We start from the raw sequence: 15,739 nt of genomic DNA on the forward strand, positions 1-15,739 counted from the left end.
CAGCTTCGCCACCGTTTCAGCCTTGCTGAAACAAACTCTAGAGCTCGATGATCCCGCGCCGCGCGGCGACCGTCACCGCATGGGTGCGGTCGCTGACGTCCAGTTTGGCGAATATGTTCTTGAGATGCGCCTTCACCGTCTCTTCCGAGAGCGACATGGCATGCCCGATCTCCTTGTTCGCCTTGCCTTCGGCGACAAGGCGCAGCACCGCGACTTCGCGCCCGCTCAGATCGTCATCGGCCACGTGCATGGCGATCTCGGCGGCGACATCGCCATGCACGTGGCGGCGGCCGCGATGCACATTGTGGATCGCATCGAGCATCTCGGTCCTGAGGCTGCTCTTGAGCAGATAGCCCGTCGCCCCGGCCTTGAGCGCGCGCACGGCCTGCACATCGCCGGCATAGGTGGTGAGAACCAGGATGCGCGCATCGGGGAAATCGGTACGGATCGCGGTGATCGCGTCGACGCCGTTCATGACCGGCATCTGCAGATCCATCAGCGTCACATCGGGCCGCAACTCGCGGTAGCGCGCGACTGCCTCGGCGCCGTCACGCGCCTCGCCGATCACGATCATGTCGGTGCGGTCCTCGAGGATCGAGATGACGCCTTCGCGCAGGATCGGGTGATCGTCGACGATCAGGATGCGGACGGGCGAGGCGCCCTTGTCAGGCGGCATGGCTCGGTTCCTTCTTCTTGCGGAGAAGCCAGGACAAAAACCGCCAGCGCCGGCCGGGCGCGTGGTCGGCAAAGGCGAGGCGGGCAGGCAGCGTCATGGTGATTGCGCAGCCCATGCCCGCGCGGCTGTCGATCGAGAGGCTGCACCCGATCCGCTCGGCGCGCTCGCGCATCCCGACAAGGCCGAAATGGCCGGGCTTGTGACCCTGTGCGACCACCTCGGGCGGCATGCCCACCCCATCGTCACGGATCTCCACGCCGAGCTGGCGATTGCCGAAGCGGATGACGATCTCGACCGCGCTGGCATTGGCATGGCGACAGACGTTGAACAGCGCCTCATCGACGATCCGCCCGAGTTCGACCGCGACGAGCGGATCGACCGGGCGCTGCCGGCCTTCGACCACGATGCGCACCCCGATCGCGGGATCGAAGCCGGCCGCCACGGCACGCTCCTTGAGCAGCTCGGGCAGGTCGCCCTTGTCGCTGGCGCCGCGCAAGTCCTGCACGCGGTCGCGGCCCTCGGCGATGATGTCGTCGGCGCGAGCGAGTGCGGATTCGAGCTGGCCGCGCGCCGGCCCTTCCGGCGGCATCTTGTTGGCGATCGATTGGAAGCGGAGCACCAGGCCTTGCACGCTTTGCAGCAGCGTATCGTGCAGTTCGCGGGCGATGCGCTCGCGTTCGCCCATCCGTTCCTCCAGCCGCGCCCGGATCCGGCCCGCGACCGTCGCCATGCGCAGCCGATAGGCCAGCCATAGCAGCGCCAATACGATCGTGACGCACAAAGCGAGGAAGTATCTGGACTGGATGAAGGTGGGCGGAATGGTGAACTCGACCGTGGCGCCGGTCTCGTTCCATACGCCATTGTCGTTCGCCGCGATCAGCCGGAAGCGATAGGTGCCAGGAGCGAGGTTGGTGTAGAATGCCTGGCGCCGCGTGCCGGCTTCCACCCAATCGGTGTCCTGACCCTCGATCCGGTAGCGGACCCGGGTGGCGCGCGGGTTGGAAAAGCTCAGCACCGCAAAGTCGATCTCGATATTGGAGCGGCCCGCGGGGAGCGTCACGTTGGTCGGGTCGCGATAGACCCGGTCGGCGACGAGTGCGCCGACTGCGACCTTGGGCGGGGTCGTGCTGCGCTTCACGTCCTTGGGGTCGAGCCACAGGGTGCCGGTCTGCGTGGCGATCCAGAGGCGCCCGTCGCCGCCCTGCACGATCGCGTTGCGACTGTGCGAATGTGGGCGGCTCCTGAGGCCGTCGGCCGCGTCGAACACTTGCATAGGCGGTGTCCAGGCCGGTTCGGCAAGGGCGCGGTCGAGGTCGGCCGAACGCAAGCGTAAAATGCCTGTCGGGCTGGCGAGCCAGGTGTCGCCGGTAGGGGCGCGAACCGTGCCGTTGACCCCGCTGAATAGCGGCAATCGCCGTGCAGTGACGGTGCGAAACCCCGTGCCATCGAAGCGGGAGAGACCGAACTCCCCCGCGACGAGAAGGGCGCCGGGGATATCGCGGTTGAGCGAGATATCGTTGGGCGCATATCCGCCGAACGGAAGCCGAAAGGATTGCCGAGCGAGCCCATCGAGCCGGCTCAACACGCGATCGCTCCAATGCACGACGATCCGGCCCCGATCGTCGGTTAACATCGAACGTGGCGCAAAGGGCAGACCGGGCGTGCCGGCGATCTGCTGCCAACGTCCCTGATGCAGGCGTGCCATACCCCCGTGCCACGCGGTCACCCAGAAGTCGCCCCGCCCGTCGAAGGCGCAATCATAGACGACATATCCGAGCGGAATGCGCGGACCGGCGCGGATATTGCCGTTCCGCCAGATCATGATCGGCTTGCCCGGGTTCGGGCCGGGCGCGTTTGCGTTGTTCAGACCGATCCAGATTGCGCCGTCGGGCGCCTCGCACAACGTACGCGGCTCGTTGTCAGGGCTCCGGAAGATCGGTTCGGGCCTAGCGTTTGGCCGTACGCGATAGACGGTCGCGGCTTCCCCGATATAGACGCTGCCGTCGGATGCACGCAGCAACAGGTCGCCGTACGCGGCGGGCTGGGCAAGCCCGGGTTCGTAGCGCAGGGTCGCCGGCCAGAACCGGTCGAGCCCGTTCTGGGTGCCGGCCCAGACATTGCCTTCCGCGTCCTGGAAGATCCGGGTCGTGGCGTTCGACGACAAGCCGTCGCGGGCGGTGAAGCGCTCCACTCGCGCAGCGGCCTCGGCCCTGGTCGCGGCGCCGCGGGGATCGGGCCGAGTGACGCGTTGCAGCCCGCCATAATAAGTGGCGATCCACAGATTTCCTTCGCGATCGAAGCGCGGCCACCCGCGAATCTCGCCGGCATCGGTCGCATAGGGGTAGCGAAGGGGTGGGGGGGCACCCCGACCGCCCGGCCCGGTCAGCGGATAGCTGCCGTGCATGTCGCTGATCCAGACACGCTCCTGCGGATCCAGCGACAAGCGCCCCTGGGCACCGGCGTCGTGGTGGATGAACTCGAACCCGCTGGCGCCGGGGCGCACTCTTGCGACCTTGCCCGACAGGGCAAAGCTGACCCAGGCAGTCCCGTCCGTGGTGACGACCATGCTGAATGGATTGTCGAGCGGTGCGCCTGCTTTCGTGCCGAACGAAGCCCAGCGACCGGCCCGGTATCGCAGCAGGGGCAATCCTATCTTCTCTGTCAGCACCCAGATCGTGCCATCGACAGTCTCGTGCATCGCCAGCACGCGATCGGGCGACGGCGGTGCGTCGAGCAGCCGCAGCCGGCCGTCGCGATAGACGGCGAAGCGGCCGGTACGCTCGAAATTGGTCCAGACCTCGCCGTTGCGCCGGACGAGCACCGCCGAGGGCGCGCCCTGGGCGACAAGGTCCATGTCGGCGCTCACCGGCTCGAAGCGGATACCGTCGAAGCGGAAAAGCCCCGCCGCGGCGGCGATCCATAGATAGCCGCGCTGATCCTGCGCCAGCGCGAACACCGGGCGCGGCGCATCGCTCTCCTCGCTCCAGCGCTGGTGGGTGTAATGCGCCATCAGGCGAGGCGAACCCGCATCGGGCCTGGCCGCCGCCTTGGCGACCGGCTGCAGCAGCATCGCCGCAGCAAGAAAGACCCTGATCAGTTGCATTGTCGTTCCAGCAACTCCCTCGGGGATCCCTCCTGAGCCAAATCCGAAGCAACCCGGCCTTCGCCGTCAGGCGCCAGTGATGCTACCCCCGAATGGGGGAGTGGAAAATCCCCGGAGCGAAGGCTGGCTGGCATCCGCAAAGGGGCTATCGCCGGTAGGTGCCCAAATTGATCTTACGTTATCCGGACGGCCTTTTCGGCGTCGCGCTGTTGCTCCTGCGACTATCCTATGCCGCGATCGCGTTTCCGGCGCTCGCCCGTTTATGGCCCGCGCCGGCGATCACGGTGCCGATCGGGCTCGGGGCGGCAGCGATCGCGCTGGCGCTTGTATTGGGTTTCGGCGCGCGGGCGGCGGCATTGCTGCTCGCCATCGTGCTGGTGATCGGAATCGGCAGCGCGCGAGACGATCTCACCTGGTTCCTGGTCGGCTGCACGGGTGGTGCGGTAGCGCTGGTGCTGCTCGGCCCCGGCGCCTGGTCGATCGACGCGCATCTCTATGGTCGCCGCGTGATCCGGCTCGAGCCGCGGTCCCCGGAACGGGGAGGTCCGGGCTAACCGGGTTCGGGATTATGCCCGGTTGCCCGTCATGAGAGGTTCTCCTGTCTCCAGCCACGCCAGCCCGGAGGTCGCATGATGAACGAGGGACTGCAGATGAACCGGCCGGCCGACCAGGATCGACCGCTGGTGGTGATCGTCGATGACGATGCCGCCGTCCGCACGTCGATCGAGGAGCTGATGCTCTCGGTAGGGATCGACGCGGCCGGCTTCGGCTCGACGCGCGAATTGCTCGAGGCGAAGTTGCCCGAGCGGCCCGGTTGCCTGGTGCTCGACGTTCGCATGCCGGGATCGAGCGGGCTCGATCTGCAGCAGCACCTCGCCGCCGCGGGCAACGCCAAGCCGATCATCTTCCTGACCGGGCATGGCGATATCCCGATGAGCGTGCAGGCGATGAAGGCCGGCGCGATCGACTTTCTCACCAAGCCGGTGCGCGATCAGTCGCTGCTCGACGCGGTGGCACTCGGCATAGCGCGCGACCTCGCCCAGCGCGTCGGCGCGCAGGTCACGAAGCTGCACGCTGATCGCTACGGCACGCTTTCCCCGCGCGAGCGACAGGTGCTTCGCCAGGTGGCGCAGGGCCGGCTCAACAAGCAGATCGCCTTCGACCTCGGCATCAGCGAAGTCACGGTGAAACTCCATCGCAGCAGCGTGATGCGCAAGATGGTGGCCAATACGGTCGGCGAGCTGATCCGCGCCTGGGACCTGCTGCCCGAACACCTAAGGCACGAGGGGACCTAGACCATGGTATGGTACCGACGCGCTGAAAATTCAGCGACATCCGGAGGCGGGCGCGGCTTGCGCGTCGAAAAGGACCCTTCGCTTGTCCAGACTATCGGTGATCGCGATCGTGGATGACGATGAGGCCGTCCGCGACGCGCTGTTCGATCTGCTCCAGGTGGAGGGACTGCTTGCGCGTACCTTCGAGGGAGCGGCACCCTTTCTCGCGGCATGTGGCGATTTCGACTGCGTGATCACCGATGTCCGCATGCCCGAGATCGACGGGATCGAGCTGCAGCGCCGGCTGCGTGCCGGCGGTTCGGCAATGCCGGTAATCTATGTGACCTCGTGTGACGAGGAAGTGCTGCGCGCCCGCGCGCTCCAGGGCGGCGCCACCGGCTGGTTCACCAAGCCGGTTGATGACGAAGCGCTGCTCGATACCTTGAAGGCGGTCCTCCCGCGATGCTGACCGGTCCGGCCTTGGTGCACGACGCGGCGGAGGCGGCCTGCTGGCGAGTTGACTTGTCGCAGGTCCGCGCGCTGATCGACACCGTCGCCGCCGGGGGCGACTGGGCGGATTGGGTCGCGGCGCTGCTCCACGGCGCGCGCATCGTCGACGCCAACACCCGCAGCCTCGACCTGGTCGGCGCCCCGTCGGCGCGCGAGATCATTCTCGGACAGCCGGTCGCCAATTTCTGCCCTCAGGAAAGCTGGAATATAGTCGCCGCGCTGATCGTCGCGGTGGTCACCGATCCGGCGCACGCTGCTCGCACGCAGGCGGTCAATTCCTTCATGCTGCGCGACTCCACGCTCACTGTGTGGGGCGCGCCGGGCGCGGCCGACACGGTGTGGGTGCAGGTGGATGGCGAGCTTGCCGACGACCGCTCTTTCTGGGCGGTACGCGCCAGCGAGCAGCGCTATCGCCGACTGATTCACCATCTGCCCGGCGCGCTGCTCCAGGTCGACGCGCGACCAATGGGCGCTGTCTTCTACCAGTTGCGGGCGGAGGGCGTGACGGACATCGTCGCACATCTCGACGCGCGTCCCGAGCTGGTCGAACAGGCTTGCGCGATCGTGCGCGTGACCGACGCGAATGGCGGTGCTGCGCGGCTGATGGGGACGAGCGGAGTCGAGGAGCTGATCGGCCCGGTCGCCTTCATCTTCGCCCGGTCGCCCGAGACCGCGCGCAACGTCGTCATCGCTCATTTCCAGGGGCACCGCAGCCATGTCGAGTTGATCAAGCTCGAGACCTTCGACGGCCGGCTGCTCGACGTCGAACTCACCGTTACCTTTCCGACGCCGCCGGAGCGGCTGGACGTAACTCTGCTCACCTTCGAGGATGTGACCGAGAGGCTGCGCACCGAGGCGCAGCTCCGCCAGCTCCAGGAGGAATATGCCCGCGCCGCGCGCATCTCCACATTGGGCGAGCTTGCCAGCTCGATCGCGCACGAGGTCAACCAGCCACTCGCCGCAATCGCGATGAACGCCGAGACGAGCCTGCGCTGGCTGTCTCGCGACGATCCCAACCTCGCCAAGGTGGAGCAGCTCACCCGGCGCGTTGCCGACAGCGCCCGCCATGCCAGCGAGATCGTCCAGCGTATCCGCGGCATGGCCTCGCGCCATGTGCCGGAGCAGGCGCCTCTCGACTTCAACGCCGTGGTCGAGGAGGCGCTGATGTTCGTTTGCCACGATGTCGAGACCAGGGCGATCCTGCTCTCGGTGCGGCTCGATATCGGCGTGCCGCCTGTGCTCGGTGACCGCGTCCAGCTCCAGCAGGTCGTGGTCAACCTGCTGGTCAACAGCCTCCAGGCCCTGACGGGCGTCGAGAAGGGCCGGATCGAGCTTGCCACCGGCCCGGATGACGCGGGGGGTGTGCGGTTCTCGATCCGCGATACGGGGCCCGGCATCGCTGCCGAGGATCTCGATCGCGTGTTCGAGGGCTTCTTCACCACAAAGGCGGAAGGGATGGGCATCGGCCTGGCGGTCTGCCAGTCGATCATCGCAGCGCATGGCGGGGCGATAGCGGCGGCGAACCATGAACAGGGCGGTGCCTGTTTCCATTTCTCGTTGCCCTCGATTCCCGCCTGAACGTCCGGCGGCGCTGGGGACACCGCCGGACGCTTCGCGCCTCAGCTGCGCAGAAATGAGAGCAGATCGGCGTTGAACCGGTCCGCATGCGTGGCGGTCAGGCCGTGGGGCAGGCCGGGATAGAAGAGCGTCTGCGCTCCCTTTACCAGCTTGGCTGATTTGTAGGCAGAGTCCGCGATCGGCACGATCTGGTCGTCCTCGCCATGGACGATCAATGTAGGCACGTCGACCTTCTTCAGATCCTCGGTGAAGTCGGTCTCGCTGAATGCCTTGATGCAGTCATGGGCGTTCTTCAGACCCGCTTGCATGCTGATCAGCCAGAACTCGTCGAGCAGGCTCTGCGGCACGTTCGCACCCTCGCGATTGGCGCCGTAGAAGGGGATCGCGAAGTCCTTGTAGAATTGCGAGCGGTTGGCGAGGATGTCGTGACGCAGGCCGTCGAACACCGCGATCGGCAGCCCCTCGGGATTGGCCTCGCTTTGCACCATCACCGGCGGCACAGCGCCGAGCAGCACCGCCTTCTTGACGCGCTTCGCACCGTGGCGGCCGATATAGCGCGCGACTTCGCCGCCGCCGGTCGAATGGCCGACCATGACGATGTTCCGCAGGTCGAGCGCGTCGAACAATTCGGCCAGGTCGTCGGCATAGCCGTCCATATCGTTGCGGGCGCTGCTCTGCGCCGACTTGCCATGGCCGCGGCGATCATGTGCGATGCAGCGATAGCCCTGCTCGGCGAGGAACTGCATCTGGATGCTCCAGGCGTCCGAGCTGAGCGGCTAGCCGTGCGAGAAGGTAATCACCGGGCCCGTGCCCCAATCCTTGTAGTGCATCTCATGTCCATCGCTGGTGGTGAAGATCGGCACCGCGGGTCTCCTTGAATGAGCGTCTGGCGGCCCGCCATGGGACGCCTTTCAGCGCCGCACGCCTATGAGCCTGCGCGCTGGCGAACGATTGGACGCAGGGTGAGGCACATCGAGGCCAGAGGAGGAGAAACGCTCGCCTAGCGACGCATCGCCTGCACCGACCGCTTTGGCACTAACCAGAAACACGACAATAAGGTGCGTCCGACCTGCACCAAGGGCGAGGTTCGCCTGCCATATGGCGAGTGCCACACCGCAGTACGCATGATGGCCGCGGCGGCCCAACTGCGTGATGTTGCCGCCATTCCACGTCGCCACGGAGGGCAACAGCATGAAGATCGTCGTTATCGGCGGGACCGGCCTGATCGGATCCAAGACTGTCGAGAAGCTCAAGCAGCACGGCCATGACGCGATCGCGGCTGCCCCCAATACCGGCGTCAATGCCGTCACCGGCGAGGGACTGGCCGAGGCGCTGGCAGGTACCGACGTCGTCGTCGACGTCGCCAACTCGCCGTCGTTCGAGGATCAGGCGGCAATGGATTTCTTCCAGGCCGCCGGCAAGAACCTCAAGGCGGCCGAGGTTACGGCCGGCGTCAAGCATCATGTCGCGCTTTCCGTGGTCGGCACCGAGCGCTTGCAGGACAGCGGCTATTTCCGCGCCAAGCTCGCCCAGGAAGAGATGATCAAGAGCTCGCCGATCCCCTACACGCTGATCCACGCCACCCAGTTCTTCGAGTTCGTCCGCTCGATCGCAGGATTCTCGATGCAGGGCGATGACGTGCATCTGCCGCCCGTTCTCTTCCAGCCGATGGCGGCGGAGGACGTGGCGAGCGCCATTGCCGAGGCGGCAATGGGCCAGCCCGCGAACGATACGATCGAGATCGCCGGACCGGACACCTTCACGCTGGACGAGCCGGTTCGTATGGCGCTCGCCCATGACGGCGACCCGCGCAAGGTGATCGCCGATCCCGATGCGCCCTATTTCGGCGTGAAGGTGAGCGAGCGGACGCTGGTTCCCGGACCGAACGCAAAGCTCGGCTCGACCAGGTTCGATTGGTGGCTGGCCAACGTTCCGCCGCCGCGGCGATAGGTCGCCAATCGACCGCACCCGCGGATGCGGTCGAAGAGCCGGTGGCAGCAGCCGCCTGACCACCGGTGGATGCGAGGCACGCGTCCCCCTTCCGAGCGTGCCTCGCATCCTATTTTGCAAAGGGCAGGACTCATGAAATTCCGACCCGTCCCCGGTGCGTACGGCGTGGAAGATGTCACGATCCTCGACGAAGCCGGTCGAGTGACGTCGGGCGGCCTCCATGACGGCTCAATGGTTGCTGCCGCCGGGCTGATCCACGATCTCGGGAATCTTATCCAGATCGCCTATTCGGCCATCAACATATTAGCCAGGGCGCCGGACATGCCCGCGCCGCGCTCGGGGCCGATCCTGCACCGCGCGAGAAGCTGCCTGGAACATGCCGGCGCACTCGTTCGACAGAATATCGAGGTTGTCCGCGACCGCGCGATTCCCGGCGAGCGTAGCGACGTCGCGACTTGCCTTTCGGACGTAGCGGCGCTGATCATCGCGATGGACGAGCCTGGCCTGATCCTCGAAACCGACATCGAGCCGGGGCTGCCCGATCTGCGCTGCGATCCGATCGGATTGCGCCGGGCGCTCCTGAACCTCGTGTTCAACGCGCGCGATGCCGTTGCCGGTGGTGGTTTCATCGTGATCGCCGCGCGATCGATACGGAGCGATCAGCAGTCGACCGCGGTCGAAATACGCGTCGTCGACAACGGCGTCGGCATGTCGGCAGCGACGATCGCACGCATCTTCGATCCGTTCTTCACCACCAAGGCTGACGGGCTCGGGGGCATTGGCTTGCCGATGGTCGAACGCTTCGTCCGCGACGCTGGCGGCGAGATCACCATCGATAGTGAACCGGGCCTTGGCACCACCATGGCCTTGCGGTTGCCGGCAGCCGGCGCCGGCGGGACCAGCTCAGTCATTCGGACCCAACCCACTTCAGAGGAACGAGACCAATGAAACTCTATTATTCCCCCGGAGCATGCAGCCTTTCGGTGCGCATTTCGCTCCATGAAGCGGGGCTTCCCGCCGAATTCGAACGGGTCGATCTCAACTCGAAGATCACCGAGAGCGGCTACGATTATTCGGCGATCAATCCCAAGGGCTATGTGCCCATGCTCGTGCTCGACGACGGCAACGCGGTGACCGAGAACGTAGCGATCCTGGCGCTGCTCGCGGATCGCGATCCCGAGCTCACGCCGGGCGGGCCGCTTGGTCGCACTCGCCTGGTCGAAATCCTTTCCTGGCTGTCGACCGAATTGCATGCTGCGTTCAAACCCTATTACCACGACGCGAACGATGCGGCGAAAGCGGCTGCCGGCGAGGTGGTCGCGCAGCGGCTCGATCTTGTCGAAAACCAGATCAACGAACTCTATCTGTTCGGACCGCGCTTTACGGTGGCGGACGCCTATCTGTTCGTCATGCTGCGCTGGGCCAAGGCGTTCGGCGTGCGGATATCGCCCGAAATGCACGGCTATTTCGAACGCGTGGCGGAGCGGGAGACAGTTCGCCGGGCCCTTGCCGAAGAAAGCCTCAGATTATGAAGATCGTCGTGATCGGCGGTGACGGCCGCATCGGCTCGAGACTGGTCAGGAATTTGCGCCAGCGGAACTATTGGGTGCTTCCGGCCTCTCCGACCACTGGCGTCGATACGGTTTCCGGCACGGGATTGGCGGACGCCCTGATCGGCGCGGACACGGTGGTCGATGTTTCGAACGTGCCCTCGCTGGAGGGCGACAATGCGCTGCAATTCTTCGAGACCTCGACCCGTAATCTCCTGCAAGCCGGCCGAGAAGCGGGCGTCCGGCACCATATCGCGCTCTCGATTGTCGGCGTCGATCGCCTGGCGGACATCGATTATTTCCGCGCGAAGAAAACCCAGGAAGACCTGATCAAGGCGTCGCGGATTCCCTTCACCATTGTCCGCTCGACGCAGTTCTTCGAGTTCGTCAGCGCCGTGGTGCAGGCCGGCACCGACACCGAGATCGCGATATCTCCTGCGTTGGTGCAGCCGATCGCTGGTGACGACGTCGCCGATGCCCTTGCCGAGGTGGTATTGGGCATTGCGCTCAACGCCACGGTGGAGGTCGCTGGACCCGAGTTGCTGCGTCTTGACGAGGTCGCGACTGACATCGCCGCGGCTCATGAAGATGGCCGGCAGATTGTCGCCGATATTCATGCTCGCTACTTTGGCGCGGAGCTGGGCGAACGATCCCTGCTTCCCGGGCCGGATGCACTTATCGCTCGAGGAACGTTCGACGATTGGCTGCGTCAGAGCCTGCAGCCGGAATGGGTGTCGAGCCCGTCCCATTGAGGCTGGCAGGTTTGTCCATACCCCCGGCGTACCCCGACCTACCCAAGGGATTAGCCGCCGATACCTTCGTCGGATTGGTTTCGAAAACCGCCCGGAGCATCTGATTTCCAAGGCCAGTTCTGGCCGTTCAAGGAGGATATATGCTCAAGAATCTTGGCGGCCTGATTGTCGCCGCGACCCTGCTTCATCCTGGTCCAGCAGCTGCTCAAGCCAAGGCCGGACAGGAGAAGCCCACGGTCGTCCTCGTACATGGCGCGTTCGCGGACTCGTCCGGCTGGAATGCCGTCGTCGCGAAGCTCAGCAAGGATGGCTACCGGGTTATCGCCGCCGCCAATGCGCTTCGCGGCGTCAAGAGCGACGCCGTCACCATTTCCGCGGTCGTTCGCTCGATCAAGGGACCGGTAGTGCTGGTCGGCCATTCCTATGGCGGGCCGGTGATCACCGAGGCGGCCAATGGCAATGGCAACGTCAAGGCGCTGGTCTATGTCGCCGCATTCGCGCCGGACACGGGGGAATCCAGCCTTACCCTATCGGCGAAATTCCCCGGCAGCACGCTGGGAAATGCCCTGATGCCGGTCGCGCTGCCCGACGGCGATGAGGATCTCTATATCCAGGTCGGCAAATTCCACGCCCAGTTCGCCGCCGATGTACCGACTGCACAGGCGGATACGATGGCACTCACGCAGCGCCCGATCACGCTGTCCGCGTTGGGCGAGCCATCCGGCGTCGCCTCGTGGAAGACGATCCCGTCTTACATGATCTACGGGTCTGCCGATCAGAACATCCCCGCCGCGGTGCTGAAGTTCATGGCCGAGCGGGCGAAGGCAAAGAAAACGGTGGTCGTCGAAGGAGCGTCGCATGCGCTGATGATCTCGCAGCCGGACAAGGTCGCCTTGCTGATCGAGGAGGCAGCGAAGGCTCAATGAGGGTCGCTCCGCGCGGGGGTTCGATATTGCGCCACCGCCGGCGATCACCATAACCTGACCGGCAAGCGGCTACCCGCTGACGGACAACCAGCTCACTTAGAGAGGTGAATGACGATGGCGGGGGATAATTGGGACCGGGTACCGATCGATGCGCAAAGCATCGACGCCCCGCTATCGTCTTCGGCGATCTTCCTGGTGGTAACCGTCGCGAGCGGGCAGGGGCCTCTCGCGACGGTGTGCTCGGTCCTTGGCGGGCTCGACGATCTCGTCAAGACGGTGGGCTTTCGCGATCTTTCCGGCCGGCTGTCGTGCATTGCCGGGATCGGCAGCGATTTCTGGGATCGTCTTCAGCCTGGCAAGCGGCCAAAGGAACTGAAGCCTTTTGAACCGATCGATGGCCCCGTTCACACGGCCCCGGCGACGCCAGGAGACATGCTCTTCCATATTCGCGCCGAACGTGCCGACATGTGCTTCGAGTTCGAACGCCTCTTGCTCGAAAGTCTTGGCGATGCCGTCACTGTTATCGATGAGGTATCAGGTTTTCGATATTTCGACGCGCGCGACTTGCTCGGCTTTGTCGATGGCACGGCCAACCCAACGGGGCTCGATCTGCCGGCGTCCGCGCTGATAGGGTCGGAAGATCCCGACTTCGCTGGCGGCAGCTACATCGTGGTGCAGAAATACCTGCACGATCTCGGTGCGTGGAGCGGGATTTCCACCGAACAGCAGGAGGAGATCATCGGTCGAAGGAAGTTCGACAATGTCGAGATCGATGACGACGACGCCCCTCGCAAGTCACACAAATCGCTGACGACCATTGTCGATGCAGCAGGCACCGAGCACGACATCCTGCGCGACAACATGCCGTTCGGCCAGCCGGGCCGAAAGGAGTTTGGGACCTACTTCATCGGTTATTCCCGCTTTCTCTGGGTCATCGAATTCATGTTGCGCCGCATGTATATCGGCGATCCTCCCGGCGCCTATGATCGGTTGCTGGACTTCTCGACGCCGCAGACCGGCACGACATTTTTCGCGCCCTCGCGCCCCGCGCTCGAAAAGCTCGCCCAGGCGACGCCGGAAATAACACCGCTGGCTTGATCGTTCTCGAATGATCGGCGGGGAGTAGATAGCGCCATCGAGCCTGCACCAAGGGTCAGGTTCGCCTGTCATTTCGCGAGGTGCCAGCATCCATCCGGACGATAGCGACAAGACGCGTTTCCAGGCGATCTACCACTCGTCTCAACGCTGTGCGGGAAGCACGGACAAGATCATTCCCGCAGGGCGAGCAACGAGGATAGCACGATGACCATTTTCAGATATTCCGCTCCCCTGCTGCTGCTGGCGCTCACCGCGAGCGCCGCTCCGGCGAAGCCGACCCCACCCGCAGCGATCGTCACCGAGTTGATGACCAAAGCACTTGCCGACTATCCCGGCAAAGAAGCGCTGGTGCTTACGGTCGTCTATCCGCCGGGTGCCGTCGATCCCGTGCATCGTCACAATGCGCACGCTTTCGTCTACGTGCTCGAGGGCTCGATCGTGATGGGCGTGCGTGGGGGCAAGACCGTCACGCTCACGCCGGGGCAAACCTTCTACGAAGGCCCCACCGACGTGCATACGATCGGCCGTAACGCCAGCCGGACCAAGCCCGCGAAGTTCCTCGTCGTCCTGCTGAAAGGCAGCAACAACCCTGTCGCGGTGCCGGCGACCTGAATTGAACTCGAGACGGTTTGCCCAGCTCGGTCGGTTGAAGCGTTACCCGCTGTCATCCTGCTTCGCCGAACCTATCAACGAAGCGAGCATGCGCCATGCCCGATAACATCAGATACTATTTGCAGCGCGTCAGAACGGAGATCAGGCAAGCGAAGCAGGCGGTCAATCGAGAAGTGACCATTGCCCATTTCAATCTCGCTGATGCCTATCTGGAGCGAATTCATCTGCTCTTTCAGGAGATTGGTGACATCGATGCGAGAGAATAAGGGGCGAGATCGGCGTCCCGGCGCCTGATGACAGAGGCGACTGGCGGAGCTGTCAGTCTAACGCGAACCGGTCTCCCCACGATGGATTTTCGGTTTATGAGGGGCGGGGGTAGCTCGCTAGTAAACGCCAATCGGCCCAAGTGGCCGATTGGTATTCCTTGTCCTTCACGTTTGTCTGACAAGCCCACTGCGCTAATGTGGTGGCGGCACCAGATTGGATCGCAGACTGTGCCAGTGCTGTCTGCGCGCCGTGGCGGCGGCGAACCGGTATTGGTTCGCAAGATACTCGCTGGCGATGCGCAGGTGCTGGTTGTGACGGCATTCCGCCCCGGTCAGGAGCAGCGCCTCGAGCGGCGGAATAGAGAATGCCAGATCGAGCGGCGCCAGCCGGTGCGTTATGGCGTCATGGGAGCCGGTTTCGGTGAACATGCATGCCAGCCCTTCCCCAGCAGAAGCCATGGTCAATATCTCAAGATAGTCGTCAGTCTCGACATCGCATTTGAGACCGGCCAGCCCGGCGTGTCTGAGCGACGAGTCCACCATTTTCCGGAAAGGGTGGCTGGCCGAGAGCTTGAGGATCGGGAAAGCTAGCAGATCGGACTGGGTGAGGTTGGAGCGGGCGGCCAGGGGGTGTGAATATCCGACAAAGATCGAGAGCGGCTCCTCTATGATCACATGCTGCTCCACCCCCGTGGCGGGCTGCCCCATCGAGGCGGTGTCGCCGATCAGCAAGGCTATATCCAGCACGCCCTTGGCAACCATCTCGGTCATTTCGGCATGGTCCTGATCGGCGATCTCGGTAACGATATTACGCTCGGGAAAGCGCTTGCGTATGTCCGAGATCGGACCGGCGAGATGCCGTGCCAGGAACGGGATCAGCCCCAGCCGCCAGGTTTGCCGTTTCGCTTCGGGCGAAAGATCGGCCTCGAGCATCTCGACTGACGCCATGATTTCGCGAGCGCGCTCAGCGGCGATCTGTCCGGCCATATTCGGCACCGGCGAGCTTCCCGATCTGCGATCGAACAATTCCGTGCGCAAGCGTGTTTCGAGCGCCCTGATATGCTCGCTGACTGCCACCGCTGACATGCCCAGAAAGCCGGACGCACGTCGGAAACTGCCATGCTCAATGACGGAGAGGAAGATTTCCAGCTGCCTCAAGGTAATGCGCGAAGCCATGCGGATACTGCCCGATCCTCTCCCTCACCCTTTGCCAAGGGTGTAAGGGTAATACCTTACACCATATCCGATGAATCGCAATTCTGGGAAGGGTCCGGAAAATCTACATCCTCCTCAATTGTAGGCCGCGCATACAAAATTGACGATGCGGCCGATGGAGGAGAGGGTGAATGTCGTTTCACGGCGACACTATCGGCCTGTGCTTGGGTAAATGCGGCGCGGTAGCCCGCGATAGGCTGGCGGCGAGCGGGTCGACGGATCGCCGCTC

The 15,739-nt window shown here is 64.4% G+C and carries 15 protein-coding genes and 1 pseudogene; 12 read left to right on the forward strand and 4 right to left on the reverse strand.

The annotated features are described in order from the left end of the window. Positions 1-37 precede the first annotated feature (37 nt). Positions 38-676 (reverse strand): response regulator transcription factor, encoded by a 639-nt coding sequence (locus tag AC1DQQ_RS00255; RefSeq protein WP_478027572.1) that lies wholly within the window; start codon positions 674-676, stop codon positions 38-40. Beyond that, positions 666-3,779 (reverse strand): sensor histidine kinase, encoded by a 3,114-nt coding sequence (locus AC1DQQ_RS00260; protein ID WP_478043929.1) that lies wholly within the window; start codon positions 3,777-3,779, stop codon positions 666-668. The genes AC1DQQ_RS00255 and AC1DQQ_RS00260 overlap by 11 nt, the downstream gene beginning before the upstream one ends. A 167-nt stretch (positions 3,780-3,946) precedes the next feature. Between AC1DQQ_RS00260 and AC1DQQ_RS00265 the strand changes: the two genes are divergently transcribed. The 4 genes from AC1DQQ_RS00265 to AC1DQQ_RS00280 all read left to right on the forward strand — a co-directional run bounded on the left by AC1DQQ_RS00265 (position 3,947) and on the right by AC1DQQ_RS00280 (position 7,141). Continuing rightward, complete coding sequence (locus AC1DQQ_RS00265) at positions 3,947-4,333, forward strand: hypothetical protein (protein ID WP_478039730.1); 387 nt, start codon at positions 3,947-3,949, stop codon at positions 4,331-4,333. Between the two features lie 78 nt (positions 4,334-4,411). Further along, a complete protein-coding gene (locus AC1DQQ_RS00270; RefSeq protein ID WP_478027575.1) occupies positions 4,412-5,074 on the forward strand; it encodes a response regulator transcription factor in 663 nt (220 codons plus the stop codon). Between the two features lie 82 nt (positions 5,075-5,156). After that, the gene (locus tag AC1DQQ_RS00275) at positions 5,157-5,522 is read left to right on the forward strand and encodes a response regulator transcription factor (RefSeq protein ID WP_478043931.1); all 366 of its coding nucleotides are present in this window, start codon (positions 5,157-5,159) and stop codon (positions 5,520-5,522) included. Next, positions 5,516-7,141, forward strand: a complete 1,626-nt coding sequence (locus tag AC1DQQ_RS00280; protein WP_478043933.1) for a sensor histidine kinase — start codon at positions 5,516-5,518, stop codon at positions 7,139-7,141. The genes AC1DQQ_RS00275 and AC1DQQ_RS00280 overlap by 7 nt, the downstream gene beginning before the upstream one ends. Positions 7,142-7,182: 41 nt before the next feature. Here the strand turns inward: AC1DQQ_RS00280 and AC1DQQ_RS00285 are convergent. Beyond that, positions 7,183-7,902, reverse strand: a pseudogene (locus AC1DQQ_RS00285) (alpha/beta fold hydrolase); the annotation flags it as partial. A 430-nt stretch (positions 7,903-8,332) separates the two neighbouring features. Between AC1DQQ_RS00285 and AC1DQQ_RS00290 the strand changes: the two are divergent. From AC1DQQ_RS00290 to AC1DQQ_RS00325, 8 genes are all read left to right on the forward strand, one after another. Beyond that, on the forward strand, positions 8,333-9,091 hold the full coding sequence (locus AC1DQQ_RS00290) for an SDR family oxidoreductase (RefSeq protein WP_478027579.1): 759 nt from the start codon (positions 8,333-8,335) through the stop codon (positions 9,089-9,091). Positions 9,092-9,223: 132 nt separating this feature from the next. After that, on the forward strand, positions 9,224-10,039 hold the full coding sequence (locus AC1DQQ_RS00295; RefSeq protein WP_478027580.1) for a sensor histidine kinase: 816 nt from the start codon (positions 9,224-9,226) through the stop codon (positions 10,037-10,039). Further along, a complete protein-coding gene (locus tag AC1DQQ_RS00300; RefSeq protein WP_478043935.1) occupies positions 10,036-10,623 on the forward strand; it encodes a glutathione S-transferase N-terminal domain-containing protein in 588 nt (195 codons plus the stop codon). Before AC1DQQ_RS00295 ends, AC1DQQ_RS00300 begins: the two co-directional genes overlap by 4 nt. Further along, the gene (locus AC1DQQ_RS00305) at positions 10,620-11,393 is read left to right on the forward strand and encodes an SDR family oxidoreductase (RefSeq protein ID WP_478043937.1); all 774 of its coding nucleotides are present in this window, start codon (positions 10,620-10,622) and stop codon (positions 11,391-11,393) included. Before AC1DQQ_RS00300 ends, AC1DQQ_RS00305 begins: the two co-directional genes overlap by 4 nt. A gap of 140 nt (positions 11,394-11,533) precedes the next feature. Then, a complete protein-coding gene (locus AC1DQQ_RS00310; protein WP_478043939.1) occupies positions 11,534-12,319 on the forward strand; it encodes an alpha/beta fold hydrolase in 786 nt (261 codons plus the stop codon). Positions 12,320-12,427: 108 nt separating this feature from the next. Next, positions 12,428-13,417, forward strand: coding sequence for a Dyp-type peroxidase (locus AC1DQQ_RS00315; RefSeq protein WP_478043941.1), 990 nt, complete (start codon positions 12,428-12,430; stop codon positions 13,415-13,417). A gap of 204 nt (positions 13,418-13,621) precedes the next feature. Beyond that, the gene (locus tag AC1DQQ_RS00320; RefSeq protein ID WP_478027585.1) at positions 13,622-14,029 is read left to right on the forward strand and encodes a cupin domain-containing protein; all 408 of its coding nucleotides are present in this window, start codon (positions 13,622-13,624) and stop codon (positions 14,027-14,029) included. Between the two features lie 95 nt (positions 14,030-14,124). Further along, the gene (locus tag AC1DQQ_RS00325; protein WP_478043942.1) at positions 14,125-14,295 is read left to right on the forward strand and encodes a hypothetical protein; all 171 of its coding nucleotides are present in this window, start codon (positions 14,125-14,127) and stop codon (positions 14,293-14,295) included. A gap of 192 nt (positions 14,296-14,487) precedes the next feature. Here AC1DQQ_RS00325 and AC1DQQ_RS00330 read toward each other — a convergent pair whose 3' ends face one another. Then, complete coding sequence (locus tag AC1DQQ_RS00330; protein ID WP_478039747.1) at positions 14,488-15,471, reverse strand: LysR family transcriptional regulator; 984 nt, start codon at positions 15,469-15,471, stop codon at positions 14,488-14,490. Between the last annotated feature and the right edge of the window lie 268 nt (positions 15,472-15,739).

The organism is Sphingomonas sp. P4_G3 (assembly GCF_056401105.1).